15 protein-coding genes are annotated in these 16,523 nt (G+C 51.2%); 2 read left to right on the top strand and 13 right to left on the bottom strand.

Translation table 11 applies throughout. From position 1 onward, the window contains the following. Positions 1–13: 13 nt before the first annotated feature. From HMPREF1546_RS08465 to HMPREF1546_RS08480, 4 genes are all read right to left on the bottom strand, one after another. Positions 14–211: a hypothetical protein gene (locus tag HMPREF1546_RS08465; protein WP_021748647.1), complete on the bottom strand. Its 198-nt coding sequence runs from the start codon at positions 209–211 to the stop codon at positions 14–16. A 14-nt stretch (positions 212–225) separates the two neighbouring features. Then, positions 226–1,518, bottom strand: a complete 1,293-nt coding sequence (locus tag HMPREF1546_RS08470; protein ID WP_301547032.1) for a relaxase/mobilization nuclease domain-containing protein — start codon at positions 1,516–1,518, stop codon at positions 226–228. A 78-nt stretch (positions 1,519–1,596) separates the two neighbouring features. Then, a complete protein-coding gene (locus tag HMPREF1546_RS08475) occupies positions 1,597–1,908 on the bottom strand; it encodes a plasmid mobilization relaxosome protein MobC (protein WP_021748645.1) in 312 nt (103 codons plus the stop codon). A 199-nt stretch (positions 1,909–2,107) separates the two neighbouring features. After that, the gene (locus HMPREF1546_RS08480; RefSeq protein WP_051319993.1) at positions 2,108–3,184 is read right to left on the bottom strand and encodes an AAA family ATPase; all 1,077 of its coding nucleotides are present in this window, start codon (positions 3,182–3,184) and stop codon (positions 2,108–2,110) included. A gap of 122 nt (positions 3,185–3,306) precedes the next feature. On the opposite strand from HMPREF1546_RS08480, the gene HMPREF1546_RS08485 reads away from it, so the two are divergent. Next, positions 3,307–6,336, top strand: coding sequence for a hypothetical protein (locus HMPREF1546_RS08485; RefSeq protein WP_021748642.1), 3,030 nt, complete (start codon positions 3,307–3,309; stop codon positions 6,334–6,336). Next, entirely contained in the window at positions 6,326–7,198 is an 873-nt protein-coding gene (locus tag HMPREF1546_RS08490; RefSeq protein WP_021748641.1) for a hypothetical protein, read from the top strand. The genes HMPREF1546_RS08485 and HMPREF1546_RS08490 overlap by 11 nt, the downstream gene beginning before the upstream one ends. 8 nt (positions 7,199–7,206) lie before the next feature. On the opposite strand, the gene HMPREF1546_RS08495 is transcribed toward HMPREF1546_RS08490, so the two are convergent. The 9 genes from HMPREF1546_RS08495 to HMPREF1546_RS08530 form a co-directional block, all read right to left on the bottom strand. Beyond that, complete coding sequence (locus HMPREF1546_RS08495) at positions 7,207–7,497, bottom strand: DUF6809 family protein (RefSeq protein ID WP_021748640.1); 291 nt, start codon at positions 7,495–7,497, stop codon at positions 7,207–7,209. Between the two features lie 70 nt (positions 7,498–7,567). After that, on the bottom strand, positions 7,568–8,293 hold the full coding sequence (locus tag HMPREF1546_RS08500; RefSeq protein ID WP_021748639.1) for a M48 family metallopeptidase: 726 nt from the start codon (positions 8,291–8,293) through the stop codon (positions 7,568–7,570). A 5-nt stretch (positions 8,294–8,298) separates the two neighbouring features. After that, positions 8,299–11,388, bottom strand: coding sequence for a type I restriction endonuclease subunit R (locus HMPREF1546_RS08505; protein ID WP_021748638.1), 3,090 nt, complete (start codon positions 11,386–11,388; stop codon positions 8,299–8,301). A 79-nt stretch (positions 11,389–11,467) separates the two neighbouring features. Continuing rightward, a complete protein-coding gene (locus HMPREF1546_RS19180; RefSeq protein ID WP_021748637.1) occupies positions 11,468–11,641 on the bottom strand; it encodes a hypothetical protein in 174 nt (57 codons plus the stop codon). Positions 11,642–11,657: 16 nt separating this feature from the next. Next, positions 11,658–11,840: a hypothetical protein gene (locus HMPREF1546_RS08510; protein WP_021748636.1), complete on the bottom strand. Its 183-nt coding sequence runs from the start codon at positions 11,838–11,840 to the stop codon at positions 11,658–11,660. Continuing rightward, positions 11,837–13,087, bottom strand: coding sequence for a restriction endonuclease subunit S (locus tag HMPREF1546_RS08515; RefSeq protein WP_021748635.1), 1,251 nt, complete (start codon positions 13,085–13,087; stop codon positions 11,837–11,839). Before HMPREF1546_RS08515 ends, HMPREF1546_RS08510 begins: the two co-directional genes overlap by 4 nt. Next, positions 13,084–14,010, bottom strand: a complete 927-nt coding sequence (locus HMPREF1546_RS18820) for an S-4TM family putative pore-forming effector (protein WP_021748634.1) — start codon at positions 14,008–14,010, stop codon at positions 13,084–13,086. Before HMPREF1546_RS18820 ends, HMPREF1546_RS08515 begins: the two co-directional genes overlap by 4 nt. Next, positions 13,982–14,980, bottom strand: coding sequence for a hypothetical protein (locus HMPREF1546_RS08525; protein WP_036629925.1), 999 nt, complete (start codon positions 14,978–14,980; stop codon positions 13,982–13,984). The genes HMPREF1546_RS18820 and HMPREF1546_RS08525 overlap by 29 nt, the downstream gene beginning before the upstream one ends. Before the next feature lie 13 nt (positions 14,981–14,993). Beyond that, positions 14,994–16,523 carry a type I restriction-modification system subunit M gene (locus tag HMPREF1546_RS08530; RefSeq protein WP_198016059.1) on the bottom strand — a complete coding sequence of 510 codons (1,530 nt, stop codon included), beginning with the start codon at positions 16,521–16,523 and terminating at the stop codon, positions 14,994–14,996.

Genomic DNA, 16,523 nt, shown 5'->3' on the forward strand with positions numbered 1-16,523 from the left:
AAAGTCTACTGAATCAAGCAGGCTTGTTCAGATTTTCAAAGTCCTGCGCCATCAACAGCGTCTGCTCAATTTCAGACACTGTGTCAGGCTTTGTGATGGTGTTTTTGAAGCGGAGAGCAACAATCAGTCCGTCCACTTCCATCGTGATATATTCTGTCGGCTCAGAGTATCGGGGATGCTCCCGATCATATATTGCCTTCTGATAACTCATGTGATCATCCTCCTTTACATAGTCTGCTGCCAAGTCTGTTCTTCTTCGTGGTCGTCCTCGGCGTGGCCTTGGGCGATTTTCTTTTGTCGTTCTTTCCGGAGGGCCTTGCTGTCTGCGTGGTAGTGCGTGGTGGTGGCGTCCCTCGCGGGAGCATTGTCTTGGCCGCGCTCCAGAGCGTGTCCAAACTGGACCACGCCACCCACAGCACCAGCCCAGTCAGCGCAAGGGCCGCCAGTCCCAACAGCAGACTGGTCCATGGAATGTCCGGCAGACTCGGTCTGGGCAGTCTGATGCTGGGCAGAGAAAAACGCTTCTCGTTCCGCTTCCCAGCCTGTTCGCTCATCTTCTCCAGATGCTTCACCGCTTTCAGCAGCTCGTCCATCTGCGCCCGGGTCGGGAGCTTCGCCAGCAGTTCGCTGACTTTCCTGAGATAGCCAGTCTGTCTCTCGGTGTGGTCCCCCAGTGCATAGAGGCTGCTCAGCAGTTCCTCCCACTCCGCTTTCGTAGGATGCACTTTGGAAGGCGGTGTCAGCTCCTGCGCCGGAGGCTGCGGCGTGATCTGTACCATCTGCGTAGGTCGATTCTTTTCCAACAGCTCGTCCATAGATAATTTCTTCTCTGATCCTGAATTCATATTCCATATTCTCCTTCAGATATTTGTCCCCGAACAGCAGGCGGTCACGGCACTGCCAGCCGCTGGGTGTGGTGTAGGTGATGTTCCGCCGGGAGGTTTCCCAGCGTACCTTGTAGCCCTCGCTCTCCATCAGCGCAATAAACTCCTCCCGGCTGGAGGCGTGGCGCATACAGTCGTTGATGATGTTCATAAGCTGCAGCTTCTTGCTCTGGCCACGGGCTGCGGTGTGATACTCACCAATGGACATGGTCTTGGCCTTTTCGTTCCTGTTCGCGGGGTTGAACACAGGGAGAGAAAACTCCGTGCAGACTTGATCGTTGCGCTGCCGCAGTTCTTGGAGTTGCTCCTTTGCGATGTGCAGTTTCTTCCCAGTATCGAAGTTGACGGAGTTGATGAGAAAGTGGGAATGAATGTGTTCCCGGTCTGTGTGGGTGCAGACCAGAACTTCATAGCCCTCATAGTACTCAGCCAGCTTCAGTGCCGCCGCATGAGCGGCGACCGGATCGACCGCTTCGCCTTTTGGAAAGCTCTGCACCATGTGGTAGAACAGCACACCGTCGGTTTTGTGATGCAGCCGCTTGGTGGTCATGAAGTCCGCGTAGACAGATTCCGGCTGACAGTTGATGCCCGTGACCAACCGTTGACCGTCACACTCGGTTTTCTTGTTCTGCATGGTGTACCGCATCACGGCTCCCATGCATCCGGTGGTCTGACCACGCTTGTAGTTGGTGAAGCTGATAATGGCCATCCTTCACCACCGCTTTCGTTCCAGAATCAGTCGGACAGCAGCGCAGAGTTCAGAGAATGTCTGGCGTACACCGTCCAGGTTGATCACCGTGACACGTCCCATGTGCGCCAGGGTGACAAGCTGGTTTAGATTTCTACCGATGGACTTCAGCTCCTTGAGCACTTCTTTTAGTCCGTCAATGACAACCACCTGCTTTCCCAGACAGCAGGCCGTCACATAATCGCTCATGGACATCCCAGAGCGTTTCGCCAATTCCTTGATGGCCTCTCGGTCTGCGGATGCCATCCGAGTGCTGAACTTGATATCTTTTTTCATGTCGTTTCCTCCAAACCGCAGATAAAGTGGGTCCGGGCTTCTGCCCGGAAATTATGCGGAAGGCGGGCGGCGGCTGTGCCGGTGACCAGACAAACGCGATGCTGGCCACCTCCAAGGAGGTGATTCTCCCGCGCCGAACACCCGCACTCCTCCTTCGGCCACAAGCGGCCCAACACGGCGTTTCTTTTGCCTTGCGTAGTTACTCGCCGCACCTGGAAACCGCCCGCAAATCGCCGCACAGCGCCTCGACAGGGTCGATAGGGACGATTTCTCCGGCACCCTCCAAATCGACACTATCGGCACGGCGCAGCTCAATCACTCGTTTCCCGTTGCTGCGGCGCACCGTTGCCTTAATGCCGTTTTTTCTTAGGGCCTCAACGCTTTGCAGGATCATCCTTGAAATCTTTTTGGGCGTTACCCCTTCGGCTTTATCAGGGTCGATCTTTTCGGAGAGCTCCGTAGGAGTGCCGATAAATATTGTTCTGCTGCTCATGAACGCAGAGAGGAGAACGACGATCCGATCCTCACGCAGCACGGGTTCTTCTCTGCTGTCCGAAACCAACTCCCACACATTTTCCTCGCTGCGTCGAAGCTCCAGCTCCCGGTATTCGATGTCCCGGCCCACGCAGGTCAGTCTGGCTCTGCCGCTGCCCCGCTTTTCTTCCACCAGTGTGAAGCTGGAATCCACTGCGCCGCTGATGGCAGTGGTCCCGGAGATCCGGTGGAATACATCCTCCGCCTTTTCTTTCCGCAGATGGTGGATAAGCAGGATGGCAATGCCGTGCTTGTCCGCCAGCCGCTTGAGCACAGACAGATCCCGGTAGTCATTGGCGTAGGTGGCGTCGTGGATCGGACGGACCATCTGCAGGGTGTCAATGATGACCAGCACTGTGTCAGGATGTGCGGCGACGAATGCGTCCACCTGTTCCTCCAACCCTTGGCCGATGAGGGCGCACTCCGTGCAGAAGTGGACGCTGTCTGGTGCATCCTCAGTGATTTCAAAGAGTCGATTCTGGATGCGGAGGACGGAATCCTCCAGGCAGAGATAGAGGGTGGTGCCCTGCTTGGTGGTCATGTTCCAGACCGGTTCTCCCTTGGCAACTGTCACCGCCAGCCATAGAGCAAGCCAGGACTTGCCCACCTTTGGTGAGCCAGCCAGGATGTGCAGACCCTGAGAGATCAGGGTATCCACCACAAAATTGGGCGGCTCCAGCGGACGATCCATCAGGGTTCTGCCGTCCACTGTGATCAGGGGATGGTTCATTTTGTTGTTCATATTTGGTACCTCCATTTCAAGAATTTGAATACAAAAAGCTCCCACCTCAAAAGAAGTGGGAGTAGTATTCATTTTGACTTTGAAATGGTTTATGGTAGAATGGAGCAAACGGAGGTGAGCCAATGGCGACCTATCAGATCTATGAACTCTCTGCCCGGGCGGTGATGAGCTATGCCGCGGAGCAAGACGGTGTTTACACCTTTACCCTGAACCGCAGCGCCACCGAGCACTGCAAGGTACCGGGAGCCAGGCACGAGCAGGACAGCTGCGCCATGTTCCACCAGCTGATGTACCAACTCCACGGGAAGGGCTGGCGGGAGCGTGGCGATGAGAAAGTCACAGCGCTTTCCGATGTGCTGTTCTATATGGACTTCGCCGGAATCTTTGACCGACGCGGAACCGGAAGGACGCAGCAGGCCCGCCGGGAAAAGGCCAGAGATATGTTCCGCCCCGAGGGGATCACCCTGGACTTCGGCAGCGGCCCACACCGCTATGTGGCTTTTGAGCGCTCCGCCAGCATGAGCCGTCAATCTCGTCTCTCCTTTATCCGAGTAGATCTGTATGAGTCCATGCCCCATCGGATTATGCTGAACATGGAACTGGATCGCTGCCAGCTCAGTAAACTCTACGCATACAACGGTCTCATGTTCTCCAGCGGAACCCGGGTGGACGGTATCCGCATCGACAAAAATCATCGAGTCATCGTCATAGACAATCCGACCAAAAGAGTGGAGCGAGCCCCTGTCATCACCCTACGGGAAGGAGAGCAGCCGGGAACCTTCTACCGGACAGAGACGCTGGAAGATCTGGACATCACCTGCTTTGACGGCGTGGGCCTCATCTCCAAAGAGTATGCGGAGGTAGTGGACAAGGCCTGCTGCGGCAGCCACACCCACACCTCCTTCCAGATCCGTATGCCCTATATCAAGGGGATGCTCCATCAGGTGGATTTCAAGGACTTTTTGAAGCGCAGCGGCACCCAGAGCATCGTAGACATCTGGGGCAAGGCGCACCCTGTCCGCAGTGTAGACATTATCCTCACCCGTAGTCAGTTCAAAGCCTACGGCTGGCTGCGTGAGAACGGTATGACCTGGGAGGACTACTGGGACGCCTTCCGGGACTACAATCACGCCCTGTACATCACCAACCTGAGTAAGACCGAGCCGGAAAAGCTGGTGGAGCTCAACTACCAATTCCTCTCCACCCTCTCCATCCAGCCGGAGGAGTTCCGCCCCGCCGACCTGCCGGAAGGCTGGGACCACAGCCCGGAGGACGATCCCCGGCAGTGGCTGACCAAGGCCACCGAGACGGCCTACTATAACTTTCGTGCCAATGAGGCATATCAGCAGGAATACTTTTGCCGGGGCCTGAGCCAGCCCGGGGGAAGCCGGGCGCACATCATGGCCCGGGTGCTGGAGAAGAACCCGAAATTTATCCGGGAACCAATCTATGCGGAACAGCTGGACGGACAGGCCCGAAAGATCCTTCGAGGATATGCCGTTGGGCGGTTGCTGGTACCAGGGGACAACCGATTCTTATCCGGCGACCTGCTGGAGCTGCTGCGGCAGTTGATCGCGCCCCGTGTATTCCAGTTGCCCGGTGAGCGGGACTTCTGTAATCAGGTGATGGGAGATTTCTTTGCGGAGGACAGCTTCTTTGCTCCTGGTGCCGCCTATGACCATGAGGACAGCTGCACTCTGCTGCGCAATCCCCATATCGCCCGGAACGAGGAATTGCAGCTGTCGGTGTATCCAGGGGGAGAGGCACTGCGCCAGCATTACCTGGGCCACCTCACCGATGTGGTTATGGTGTCTGCTGACAGTCTGGCAGCGGAGCGGCTGGGCGGCGCCGACTACGACGGCGACCTCATCAAGACCATTGCCGATCCCATTCTGAACCGCTGCGTGAAGCGGAACTATGATTACGATGTCCACCAGCAGCTCTCCAACAATGCCAACCTGCCCCTGCTGAAAATTCCATCCTTGTCCGCACCTAAGTCCGACGCCAATGACTGGCAGGCCCGGTTTCAGACGGTGGAGAACACCTTTGCCGCCCGCATCGGACAGATCTGCAACGCCGCCCTGGATCGCAGCGTCATCGCCTACAACGACCACGCCGACCCAGAGGAGCGCAAGCGGTGCCGCTGGGACTTGGAGGCTCTGGCCATCTACAGCGGACTGGAGATCGACGCGGCCAAGACCGGTGTGCGGCCCAACCTGGATGAATTTCTGGGCGGACGGAGGGTAAAGCGCACTCCTTTCCTCCAGTACAAATATCTGTTGGAGCGTGCGGAAGAGCGCCGCCGCGCCTGGTATGAGCCCACCCACCGGGAGCGGCTGGAGACCTTCTTTGCTGGAGTCGACTGGGACACGGTGGACTCCCCGGTGGAGCGGTTGCCCTGGCTGGCCCACCAGCTGGAGCGCAACACGCCGAAGGTTCAGGAGAAACCGGCAAAGGACGGCGAGTTATTCGCTTTCGCCCAGGAGCGAAACTGGAAGAGGCAGCTGGATGAGAAAACACTTTCTTCTGTTTCTGCCTTGCTGTGGGACTACGAGCACTGCCTCTCCCGCATCCGGGCCTGCCGCGCCCCAGCCAAGGGGCAGCAGCGGAAAACGGACATTGATCGCATCCTCTACGCCAGAGGACAGGAGGAGGTCTACGACAGCGACGAGCTGTACGCCTTCTTCCAGCAGCTTTCCCCGGAGCGTATTGCCGCTCTGCGAAGGGCCATCGTGGAACAGCAGTGGCACCTGATGGCAGAAGGGCAGAGAGAAACATTTCTGCGGGAGCATCTGCCGGAGGGAGCCGACTACTACGATCTCCTGACCGACTTCCGCCACGGCGGGTTCCGTCTGCTGGGTGATCTGGTCTGCGACATCGACGATCTGGAAGCGGCCCGGGAACGGAAGCAGCTCTGCCGCCCGGCGGATTCCCCGGCCTTCCAGAAGATGATGGAGGCCTATCTGTCTGCCCCCTTCAGCGGCAACGAGCGGGCCGTGGTGTCCAGGGCCTGCCGCAAGCTGCTGAACAAGATCGTCCGGCCCAGCCTGGCGGCCCCCTATGTGGTGGCTCTGGGTAAGCGGAACCTGCTGTGGGATCTGCTGCCGGACCACATTGAGGAACATGTTCTGGAGGTGGACCATGCTGAATGAGTGGAAAGAATTTCAGGACTACACCTGTGTGGTAAACTACACCGTCAGGAACAAGCAGGACACCACCTATCTGGGCCGCTTTACCTTTGACACCATTTTGGGTTTCGAGGGGCTCAACCGGGTACTGACCATCCTGGCAAGAGGATTTCTGTTTCATAATGAGGATGGCAGCCCCGCCGAAATGCCCCGGGATCGCATCGACTACGCCAAGCGGGGCCTGTGCGCTTGGTGCAGTGTGCCGGACAGCAAAAAATCCACGCCCCGGGAGGCGTGGCAGTTTGGCAGTGATTTTGGGGAACTTCATTCGGAATTCCCCAGCCTTGTGGATGAAAACGGCAGCGGATGGTTTCATAGGCATGTGCATCGGGTGGCAACCTTTGTGCAGGAAAAACCGGAGAGGGTGTCCAGCAGTGCCCAGAAGAAGTGTGCCGCCATTGAAAAAGGCTTTGACCAGGCCTGGCGGGACAAGGTGATCCAGATGCAGATTCCCCTGTTCGCCCCCACCACCAAGGGGCAGTGGGGCCTGCGGTTTGACAGTTTTCTGGCCCAGGCTCTGGAACTGGGGCCGCTCCGGACGGAGGAACCGATACTTCCACCCGCATTGGTAGAGCAACTTCGCAGCCGCACGCCTAAGGGCGTTCCCGTGGAGATGGTGGAGACGCTGGCAGCCTACTACCTTGCCAATAAGCCGGAGGATTCCGACTGGGTGGTGCTGCCGGTGGCCAATTTTGATGCATACTTCGGCACCACCAGCTTTGGGCGGAAGTATCTGAAACAAATCCCGGAGACCATTTTAGAGCGATCTGAAACAGGCTTTGGACTGTGCCGGTATCGGCTGGGTGGCACCCTTGTCATTAAGTAGGGATAGAATCAGGCATCCATCTCCGCTTCTTCCACTGGAGATGGATGCCTGTTCATTTCAAAATGATTCAGTTCGTTTGCCATTTCCCACGCCAGACGGAATCCGCAGATAAAGCTGTCCACGGAGCGTTGCTCTATCATCAGGTTCTGGGCGTCGATGATCCGCAGCACCAACTTCCGCTCAGGTTTATCCAATCGCTCAATGAGCTGCCGGTGGCAGTTTTCCACTTCCTGTTCGGATTCCACCATGGGCAGAGGTGTATAAAATCTATCGTACAACAATCTCAGCGTTTTGTTCATGTGCCTCGCCTCCTTGTAGCAAGACACAATAGCACAGGTTAAGGAAAATAGCCAGCTCTTTGCGGATATTTTACAACCAGAAAGTTGCGCTTTTATCCAGGGTCTCTTTCCTCTGTTTCCAGTCCGGCATCAGCATCGTTAGGAACGCATAGAACTGCTTTGAATGATTGGGGTGAACGAAATGGCAAAACTCGTGCATCACAACATATTCGATACAGTTGCGTGGGGCTTCTAATAGCCTCTTATTCAGCGTAACAATTCCCTTTTTGGCCAGACAAGATCCCCACCTGGTCTCCATATTCCGAATCCGTAATTCTGGCATCGGTACCCCATATTTTTGAAATACGGGGTAGGTCTCCAAAATAATTTCACCGAAAATGGATCGACACTGCTCATCCAGGTAACGGGTCACCATCTTTTGCTTTTTTGCAAAGTCTTCCGTGTCTTTCACACAAAGATGAAGATATATCCCATCAGAGGAAATTGCGTCCCGCAGACTGTTTTCCACTTTCAGGCGGACTCCTCTGCCCAGCAGATAGAAAGTCTCTCCACTGACATACTGCTTGGGTTGAGGGGCATACTGCGCCATCTCACGAAACTTTCTTTGTGCTGAGCGAATATAGGCTCCTTTGCTTACCACAAAATCATCGACTTTTTCAGCCGGGACATCTGGATTAGCTGAAACATAAACCATACAATCCTTATGAACCCGCAGATTGAGATTTTTTACCTGCTTCTGCTCCAGCAGGTAGTGGATCTCGTTGTTTCCATATACAACGGTTCTTTCCTGCGCCATTGCTGTCAAAACCTCCGAAGTGCTACTGTTTTGACATTTTCGATGATCTTATCAATGGTGTCAAAAGACAGTTTTAATCCCCGTTCTTTCTCATAGTCATAAAAAAGGTCATCAATATCCTGCGAGATTCGGTCGTGGATTGTTTTGTTGTTGGTCCAATCCACTTGACTGTGGTTGGCCACAATTTTTGTAATCTCTTCGGCAATCTCCGCAGCAAAATCAGGAGAAACTTCCGCTTCTTTTGCTTCGTCGAATACCGCTGACAGAACACCGTAAAACGCCTGGGCGTGGACATTATTCTTAATGGATTCCGGATAGGTCACGGTGCTTTTTCCGGCGTGATAGTCTTCCATGATGGTACGCATCTTTGCCAGATATTCGGCCTCAGAGATCACCTTTTCCTTGTACTGCTCCAATGCGTCCTTGATCCGCTTGGAGAAACTGTCGTAATAGGCGGGATTCTCCTGATATTTTTCGCTGATGCTGCGGGTCAACTTGCTGGTAATAGCGTCCGCCTTTGCTCGAAGAGATCCCAATTCCTCCAATTCCCGCTCAAAGTCATCCTTGTTCAGAATATCGATGGGGCTGGTAATCTGTTTCAGACCGGCTACCGAGAGGTGTGTATCAAGAAGATTTTGCATCAGCGGCTCATATTCCCGGTTATCAATGGCATCGCAGTAACGGATTTTCACGCTACGGCGTACCTTGGAGAAAAAGATAAAAGTGTTTTGATACTGCTTCAATTCATCTTTCGGAATGGCTGCATACGCCTGTTCCGCATTCAGCACCATATTCAACGCTTTGCCAAAAGCACAGAGGAGATTATAAAAGTTCTCTCGCTTCTTATCGTCAGCGAGAAATACTTCCACTTCTTCGGTGTCGCGTGGATTTTTCAAGTCGGCAAACAATTCTGTCAACCGAGTATAGGCTTCCCGCAGGCCAGCCACAGAGGACATAACATCCACCACGACACCCTTCAGGTCTCCGCCGTCAAAGTTCTCCAGCCCAGCGCCGCTGTACAGATCCATAGCGGTATCCAGCTTTTCAATCAGTCCACGGTAGTCCACAATGAGGCCGTAGTCCTTGCCTTCATACAGACGATTGGTGCGGGCAATAGCCTGGAGTAGACCGTGTTCTTTCAACTCTTTGTCAATGTAGAGCACCTGGCAGATGGGGGCATCAAAACCGGTAAGCAGCTTACTGCACACAATAAGAATATCGATGTCCCCTGCGCAGAACTGGTTCTTCATTGCCTCTTCGTAGGCATCTGCATCACCGTAGCGGTTCATCATTTTATTCCAGTAGGCAATGACCTTATCGTCGGCACCCTCGTCTATATCGTCTACACTTTCCCGCAGATCAGGCGGTGAGATCACCACGGCACAGTTCAAATCCCCAAATTGCTCAAAACACTCCAGATACCGAATTGCATCCCGCTTGTAGTTAGTGGCCAGCATAGCCTTAAAGCCGGTATCTTTGTACCCATCAATGAAGTGCTCATTGATATCCAGAGCAATCCGCTTAATACGGGCATCGGTGGAGGTCAAGCGGCGGATACTGCTCCATTTCCGGGAAAGGTCATCCCGCTGCGCTTCTGTAAGCCGCTTGGTGGTCTGTTTGAACCAGAGGTCGATATTTGCCTCGTCCACATTCTGTTCCACAAAACGGCCTTCGTAAATGAGCGGCACAATGGCTCCGTCATCCACACCGTCCTTGATGGTATATTTGTGGATCAGCTTACCGAACTTCGCCATGGTGTTCTTCTCTTTTTTCATCAAAGGCGTACCGGTAAAACCGATGTAGCAGGCGTTGGGAAACACCGCCCTCATTTTGGTGGCCAGCAGACCATAGTTAGAGCGGTGGCTTTCATCCACCAGCAGGAACACATCCCGCGAAAAGTTCTTGTGCTCCATTTTTTCAGCGGTGTTGAACTTATTGATGATGGTAGTGACCACATCCGCCTTGCCGCTATTCAGTAGCTCCACCAGATTCCGTCCACTGGTTGCTCTGGCCGGATTGAGACGGGTGTGAGCAAAGGTGGCGGCGATCTGGCGATCCAGTTCCTTGCGGTCAGTGACAACGACTACTTTCGGGTTGCAGTCGGCCAGTTCCATTAAGATATACTTTGCCAGCATAACCATAGTCAGGCTCTTGCCGCTGCCCTGGGTGTGCCAGATGACGCCGCTTTGTCGGTTGCCCTTTTCGTCTGACTGCCCAATGGTCTTGATAATCTCTTTGATGGCGAAATACTGCTGATACCGGCAAATCTTCTTTACATTGGCGTCAAAGAGCACAAAGTACCGGATTAGTTCCATGACCCGTTCTTTGCTGAACAGAGAAATCAAATTCCGATCCTGCTCAGTTGGGGTGCGGTCACTCACATGCTGGGCCAGCGCCTCCTCCAGAAAAGCGGTGTCCTGTTCCTTCCACACATTCCAGAATTTTTTAGGCGTGCCGGTGGTGGCATACTTCACAGCGTTTTTATTGGTCGCCATCACGATCTGAGCAAACTTGTAGAGCTGTGGGATATACTCCTTTTGCTGGTTGCGAATGTTCTGCTCCACAGCCTGTTCCACACTGATTTGTGGAGCTTTACACTCAATGACAGCGAAGGGAATACCGTTGATAAACAGCACGATATCCGGCCTGGCATTGTGAATCTTGTCCCGGCTGTCTACTGCAAACTCTTCGGTAACATGGAACAGGTTGTTCTCCGGATGTTCCCAGTCAATATACTTCAGATTGAAACTGAGGGTTTTACCCTCACCCACAGTCTCTGGATAGCTTTTGCCCAGCAACAGGGCATCATAGATTTTTTCACTGGAGCGGATCAGGCCGTCAGTTAAAGGCTCGTCCAGATCTTCCATAGCCCGCTCGATGTTGGCGGCGGAAAACTCGTTTTCCGCACCGGCGAAGGCATAGCGGTTGAGCCGCCGTAGCTGGCCTCGGAGGATGTCTTTCAGCAGTACATGGTACCGGCTGCCTCTCTGCGCCTCGCAGTCCTCCGGTGATATGTTGGTATAGCCCATGGACCGCAGCAGATCAATGGCCGGCTGCTGACTGATATTCTTTTCTAAGTACAGGGATTTGTCCATGGTTGCCTCCTTTCGGAAATATCAGTAAAAGCAGGAATAGCGGGGCGGGAAATCCCGCCTCGCTCTCCTGTCTCTGGATTTACTTTTCTTTGCGGACTCCCTTAAAAGGAGTGCCATCCTTTTTGACATCCATAAAACGACCGGTGTCACTGTCTCGCTTTACCCATTGTTTTGTAACAGGGTTGAACGTCTGAGAACGGTCTTTTACCGCACCGTTTCTATGTCCGTCACCGCTGGGGGGATTGGTTGCCATGCGTTTTCACCTCCTTTCAATACCACCTGTGCATGGCAAAATAGGCAAGGGTTGCCTCACAAATCTCCTCAGGAGACTTGCCGTGGTCAATAATTTCTTTCAGGTCAGACTTCATCTTTTCCGTGTAATTCTGCCCATTGTCCACAACCTTCTTTAGCAGTTCTTTGAAGGTATGTTCCTGCATTTCTTTTCCCGTCATGTTTTCACCCTCACAATGCCCGTCAGCAACAACTGCATCAGGGCTTTTTTCTTTTGTTTTTCTTGCTCAATGTCCTGCTGGAGCAGGTCAATTTCATGGTCAGCGGTAGAAAGGACTTCAGCAATGGCATCCTGTTCTTTAATAGGTGGATATGGTATCCGAAGACGGCCGAAGTCCTCATAGCTGATCTGCTTCCCGTCTCGAATTCCATAAACTGCGACATTTAATCGGTTAATATAATCCGTACTTTTAAAAAACTGCTTATAGTATCCGTCGGATATTTCCTTTCTGGAAGATAAAACTGTATAAGCAGGACTAACAAGCCCGGTATAAGTAGAATACTCAATACCACCTTGGAATGAGCGGAGGCTGATTACAAAATTACCCTTGGAAACTTTTTTGTAGTTCACTAAGGAACAAGCGTCATATTTTATATCAATATCCACTTCATCCCTCGGTACAATACCCCTGTCTTGCGTAGAAGACAATACAGCCAAATCACCGTTATGGTCTTTATCAGAAACGCTCTGAAATAGTTCTTTTGCTTTTGGGAAGCTCCATGCCCCGTAAAACCCCGGCAAGCGTTTTTTGCCGGTCAAAAGCTGCTGCATGAGGTACTTTTTCTGCCGCTGCTTTTCGGCAAGGCGCTTTTCTTTCAACTCAATTACCTTGTCCTGAGTGATGAGGATGGCGGCAATTTTATGCTGTTCTTCAATGGGGGGCAGTATGACTTTGCTTTTCAAAAAGCGATCTTGCCCCAGAGTTTTGTTTCGCCCTGCACCTCCGGGAGAGGCTGCCTCCAGAATATCGGTTCCTCGCTTTGTCAAAAAATAAGAAATCAGGTAATCGACATCAACCCTATCGCTTACAGGACGGTACATCGGAAAACGGTGGGAACCAATCATTCCTACTTCAGATTGTGTGGTCTTCCCGATTGCCTGTTCCCATGCGAAAACAATATTTACTATAAAGCAGTCCGGCTCAATCCAAAAAACAGACTTATTTCCCAGCGCTGCGCCTGTAACTGGTTCTTTATAGAAGAGGCCTTTTCCATGGGAACGGATACCGATTTGCGTGTACAATTCGTTAGGCTTAACCTCCACCGGTCTCTCCACACGGCTAAGGCAATCTCCAAGCATATACACATCCCAATCGACAGGGAAAATCCCTACCTTTGTTATTTTATATCCCTCTGGAACATTTCCGCGCTCGATTTGCTCGATTATATTTCGCGTTCTTAATATCATCTCTGCTCACCATTCTCTTGGCTCAAATTAACAATGGTTTCTGCAATACTGTCTTCTTGCTTCTGATGCTTTCTCTTTCGCATTTTATAAAACCAATCTGGAATAAGAAAACCCACTTCTCGTCTTTCTCGAATCTTATATTGCAAATCAATCAATTCTTCTTTAACAGATACACTGTTATCTCCTGATAGCTTATTTTCAATTTGATCGCAAAAACTATCAATTTTTCGTAAAAGTGAAATACTCTCGAAGACTTCTTTGCAAATGGAATATGTATATTCTGCAAGTGGTGTTAACCATGATAAAATACATATCAGCTTTATAAAGTCAGGATTAACGATGAACATAGTTACAATCATAGCAACGACTGCAGCCAGCAAAATGCCAAGCTGAAGGCAGATATAAGATTTATGCAAACCGTAGTCCCATCTTACATTTTCTCGTTGACAATGAAAAATCTGAGCTTCACCTGGCAAAGAGGAGTAATCACTATACCAGTTTTTCATATCAGAGGTATCTTCACCTGAAAATTCACTTATCGTCTCTGCAAGGTCGGTCTTATTCGGCAATTCGCCCCACTCAGACTTAGTTCCTCCTATAGCCGAAGCAAAAAGCGTCACATCAATATACTGTTGTATGGAAGCTGCGTGTTTTTTGTGAGCGGAAATATGTCCATCTGAGTATTTGTTAAACACAACCAATCCTACGGCAAATAAGCTGGATATGGCAGACAGTGTATCACAATCTACAATAGACGCAACGATAGAACAGATCGTGAATATAAGAGTTACCGTCGACTTTATCCGACTGGCTCTTTTTGCATGAGAATACTCATTTCTTTGAGCTAACTGGCATTTGAGTAAGAATTCTTCATTCTGACAAGCAAAAATACTATTATCCGTATGTCGGGAAGTCGCTTCCAAAAATTTCACCCCACTTTTTAATAGCCTCTTTATGGTTACCAGCCTGTTCTTGTTGCCAAGCTTCACATGCCTTATTGTAATCAGTCCATGCCTTTTGCTGAAGGCGCAATTTATCATCTATGCCAAGATTGTTGATATCGCCTTGAATTCCTTTCATATCATATACTGGATTCAAAATATGTCCTGCTATATAACTCAGCGCATCTCGAAAACGAAGATCTATGTACTCATTTAGTACTGCTTGAGAATCCGCAAAATTTATAATCATCGTTTCAAGCATATATGACGGCAGTGTTTTGGCGTTCTTTACTTTATTCCATTTTTTGCAAAGGCGAATTAACTCTAACACGCGTCCATCTTTACTTTGGTTTGTGCTTGTAACATGCCCTTTGTCTTTATCGGGTGCTGTCTTTTTCCAATTGCCATTTCCGTTTGGAATTAAATAATATGATCTACCATCGCTTTCTTCTACCGTATGGAAACAAGGTACAATATCAAAAGACCATTCCTTTGATTTTAGATTTAAAATAATCGCTTCGCCGTTTCTACGAATCTCAGAACGCGAATATTCTCTCACTGATTCTAACTTTTTCTTAAATTTATTAGATACCTGGGTACTGTTAAGTGTTCCATCTTCGCGTGTGCAATCTTTTTGTGCTGCATTGGTGGTACTTGCAGTTATTCTGACCTCGTCCCATGGGTCATCGGAATAATACGTTGCACCGTTAGCAGCAATACCGATCATCAAATCCACATCATCAAGATCACGGCATTTAGTCTTTCTCGCAAATGAACCAAAATGTACATTAAAGCTATCACATAAATCAAAGAAGCCGTCCTTGTCATCAAATTCGGCGATATTATCAAGCAGGTTGTCTCGACTCGTTCTTGCTTCGGATACAACATCCGGGTCAAGATTGACAATATCCCTCATAAATTCAGCAAATGCATTATTAACGGTTGTAGCCAACTCCTCTACCTCCTTAGCTTCCAAGTTCATCCATATATTTTTTCATCTGCGCTTGTACTTGAGCCAGTTCCGCCTCGATATCAGCAATGTTTCGCTGCACCTCGTCGATATCTACCAGTTCTTCTTCCTCGAAGGTATCTACATACCGGGGGATATTTAGGTTGAAGTCGTTCTCCTTGATCTCATCGAAGGAGGCCACATAGCTGTACTTATCCTCATTCTGCCGCGCTTGATAGGCATTGACAATACGAGTGATGTCGCAGTCCCGCAGAATGTTCTGGTTCTTACCCTTCTCAAAGTTTCCGTCCCCAGAGGCATCGATGAACAGTACATCCCGGTAGGTGCGGTTCTTCTTAAATACCAGAATACAAGCTGGGATTCCAGTGCCGTAGAACAAGTTGGCGGGTAAGCCAATGACTGCATCCAGCAGATTCATCTCCACCAGCTGACGGCGGATTTTTCCCTCGCTGGCTCCACGGAACAGAACACCATGGGGCAGCACCACCGCCATGCGACCGTTCTCGGCATCCAAACTGGAAAGCATATGCAGCACAAAGGCATAATCACCTTTGGAAGTAGGAGGCACACCCCAATCGAAACGGTGGTATTGATCCAGTTCGGCGGACATTTTCTTCTTGCCCTTGCTGTCTGCCTCAGCCTCCGAAAGGAAGCCGCTGTCCCACTTGTCCAGACTGAAGGGCGGATTTGCCACCACCACCTGGAACTTCATTAACTTATCATCCTCAACATTCTGAGGATTAGAGAGAGTATCGCCCTGCCAGATCCGGGCATCATCCACACCGTGCAGGAACATATTCATAGTGCAGAGAGCCCAGGTCTGAGCGTTGAGCTCCTGGCCATAGACAGCCACCTTGCCACTGGGTACTTTTTTATAGGCTTTCAGCAACAAGCCGCCGCTGCCGCATGTGGGGTCGTAGATTCGGTCGTTCTCCTTGGGCTGCACCAGAGAGGCTACCAGTTCAGAGACTTGGCTTGGCGTGAAGAATTCGCCTCCCTTCTTCCCGGCATCAGAGGCGAACATAGCAATCATGTACTCGTAGGCATCTCCGATGATATCGGCGGAACCCAACTGACTGGGACGCAGATCCAGACCGTTGAAATCCTCCAGAAGGTTACGCAGGGTAGCATTCTTCTCTTTTGGTTCACCGAAGTCTACCTGGGAGTTGAAGTCAATAGCCCGGAATACATTGCGCAACTTTCCGCTGTTGTGTTCCTCGATGTGGTTCAATGCCACATTGATTTTCTGGCCGATTTCAGCATCGTTCCGGTTGGCATAGAGATAGTCGAAGGTGGACTGCTCGTCCATTGCAAAGCGTTCCCGGCTCATGGCCCGTTCCACTCGGCGCATATCCCCGTCATACTGTTTGATATACCCTTCGCGCCTCTCTTTGGAAACATCGCTGAGGTACTTTACGAACAGCATGGAGAGGATATAGTCTTTATAGCGGGAACTGTCGATCTTGCCGCGGAAACTATCACAGGCGTTCCACAGGACCTGCTCAATATCTTTTCTGGTTGTCAT

This window comes from Oscillibacter sp. KLE 1745, from assembly GCF_000469445.2.
In the GTDB taxonomy this organism is placed as follows: domain Bacteria; phylum Bacillota; class Clostridia; order Oscillospirales; family Oscillospiraceae; genus Oscillibacter; species Oscillibacter welbionis.

Excerpts from the sequence above, each read along its gene's own strand:
- HMPREF1546_RS08465 (WP_021748647.1), bottom strand. The coding sequence starts at position 211 with ATGAGTTATCAGAAGGCAATATATGATCGGGAGCATCCCCGATACTCT.
- HMPREF1546_RS08485 (WP_021748642.1), top strand. The coding sequence starts at position 3,307 with ATGGCGACCTATCAGATCTATGAACTCTCTGCCCGGGCGGTGATGAGC.
- HMPREF1546_RS08480 (WP_051319993.1), bottom strand. The coding sequence starts at position 3,184 with ATGAACAACAAAATGAACCATCCCCTGATCACAGTGGACGGCAGAACC.
- HMPREF1546_RS19180 (WP_021748637.1), bottom strand. The coding sequence starts at position 11,641 with ATGGCAACCAATCCCCCCAGCGGTGACGGACATAGAAACGGTGCGGTA.
- HMPREF1546_RS08510 (WP_021748636.1), bottom strand. The coding sequence starts at position 11,840 with ATGACGGGAAAAGAAATGCAGGAACATACCTTCAAAGAACTGCTAAAG.
- HMPREF1546_RS08495 (WP_021748640.1), bottom strand. The coding sequence starts at position 7,497 with ATGAACAAAACGCTGAGATTGTTGTACGATAGATTTTATACACCTCTG.
- HMPREF1546_RS08490 (WP_021748641.1), top strand. The coding sequence starts at position 6,326 with ATGCTGAATGAGTGGAAAGAATTTCAGGACTACACCTGTGTGGTAAAC.
- HMPREF1546_RS08500 (WP_021748639.1), bottom strand. The coding sequence starts at position 8,293 with ATGGCGCAGGAAAGAACCGTTGTATATGGAAACAACGAGATCCACTAC.
- HMPREF1546_RS08515 (WP_021748635.1), bottom strand. The coding sequence starts at position 13,087 with ATGATATTAAGAACGCGAAATATAATCGAGCAAATCGAGCGCGGAAAT.
- HMPREF1546_RS08505 (WP_021748638.1), bottom strand. The coding sequence starts at position 11,388 with ATGGACAAATCCCTGTACTTAGAAAAGAATATCAGTCAGCAGCCGGCC.
- HMPREF1546_RS08470 (WP_301547032.1), bottom strand. The coding sequence starts at position 1,518 with ATGCAGAACAAGAAAACCGAGTGTGACGGTCAACGGTTGGTCACGGGC.
- HMPREF1546_RS08475 (WP_021748645.1), bottom strand. The coding sequence starts at position 1,908 with ATGAAAAAAGATATCAAGTTCAGCACTCGGATGGCATCCGCAGACCGA.
- HMPREF1546_RS08530 (WP_198016059.1), bottom strand. The coding sequence starts at position 16,523 with ATGACAACCAGAAAAGATATTGAGCAGGTCCTGTGGAACGCCTGTGAT.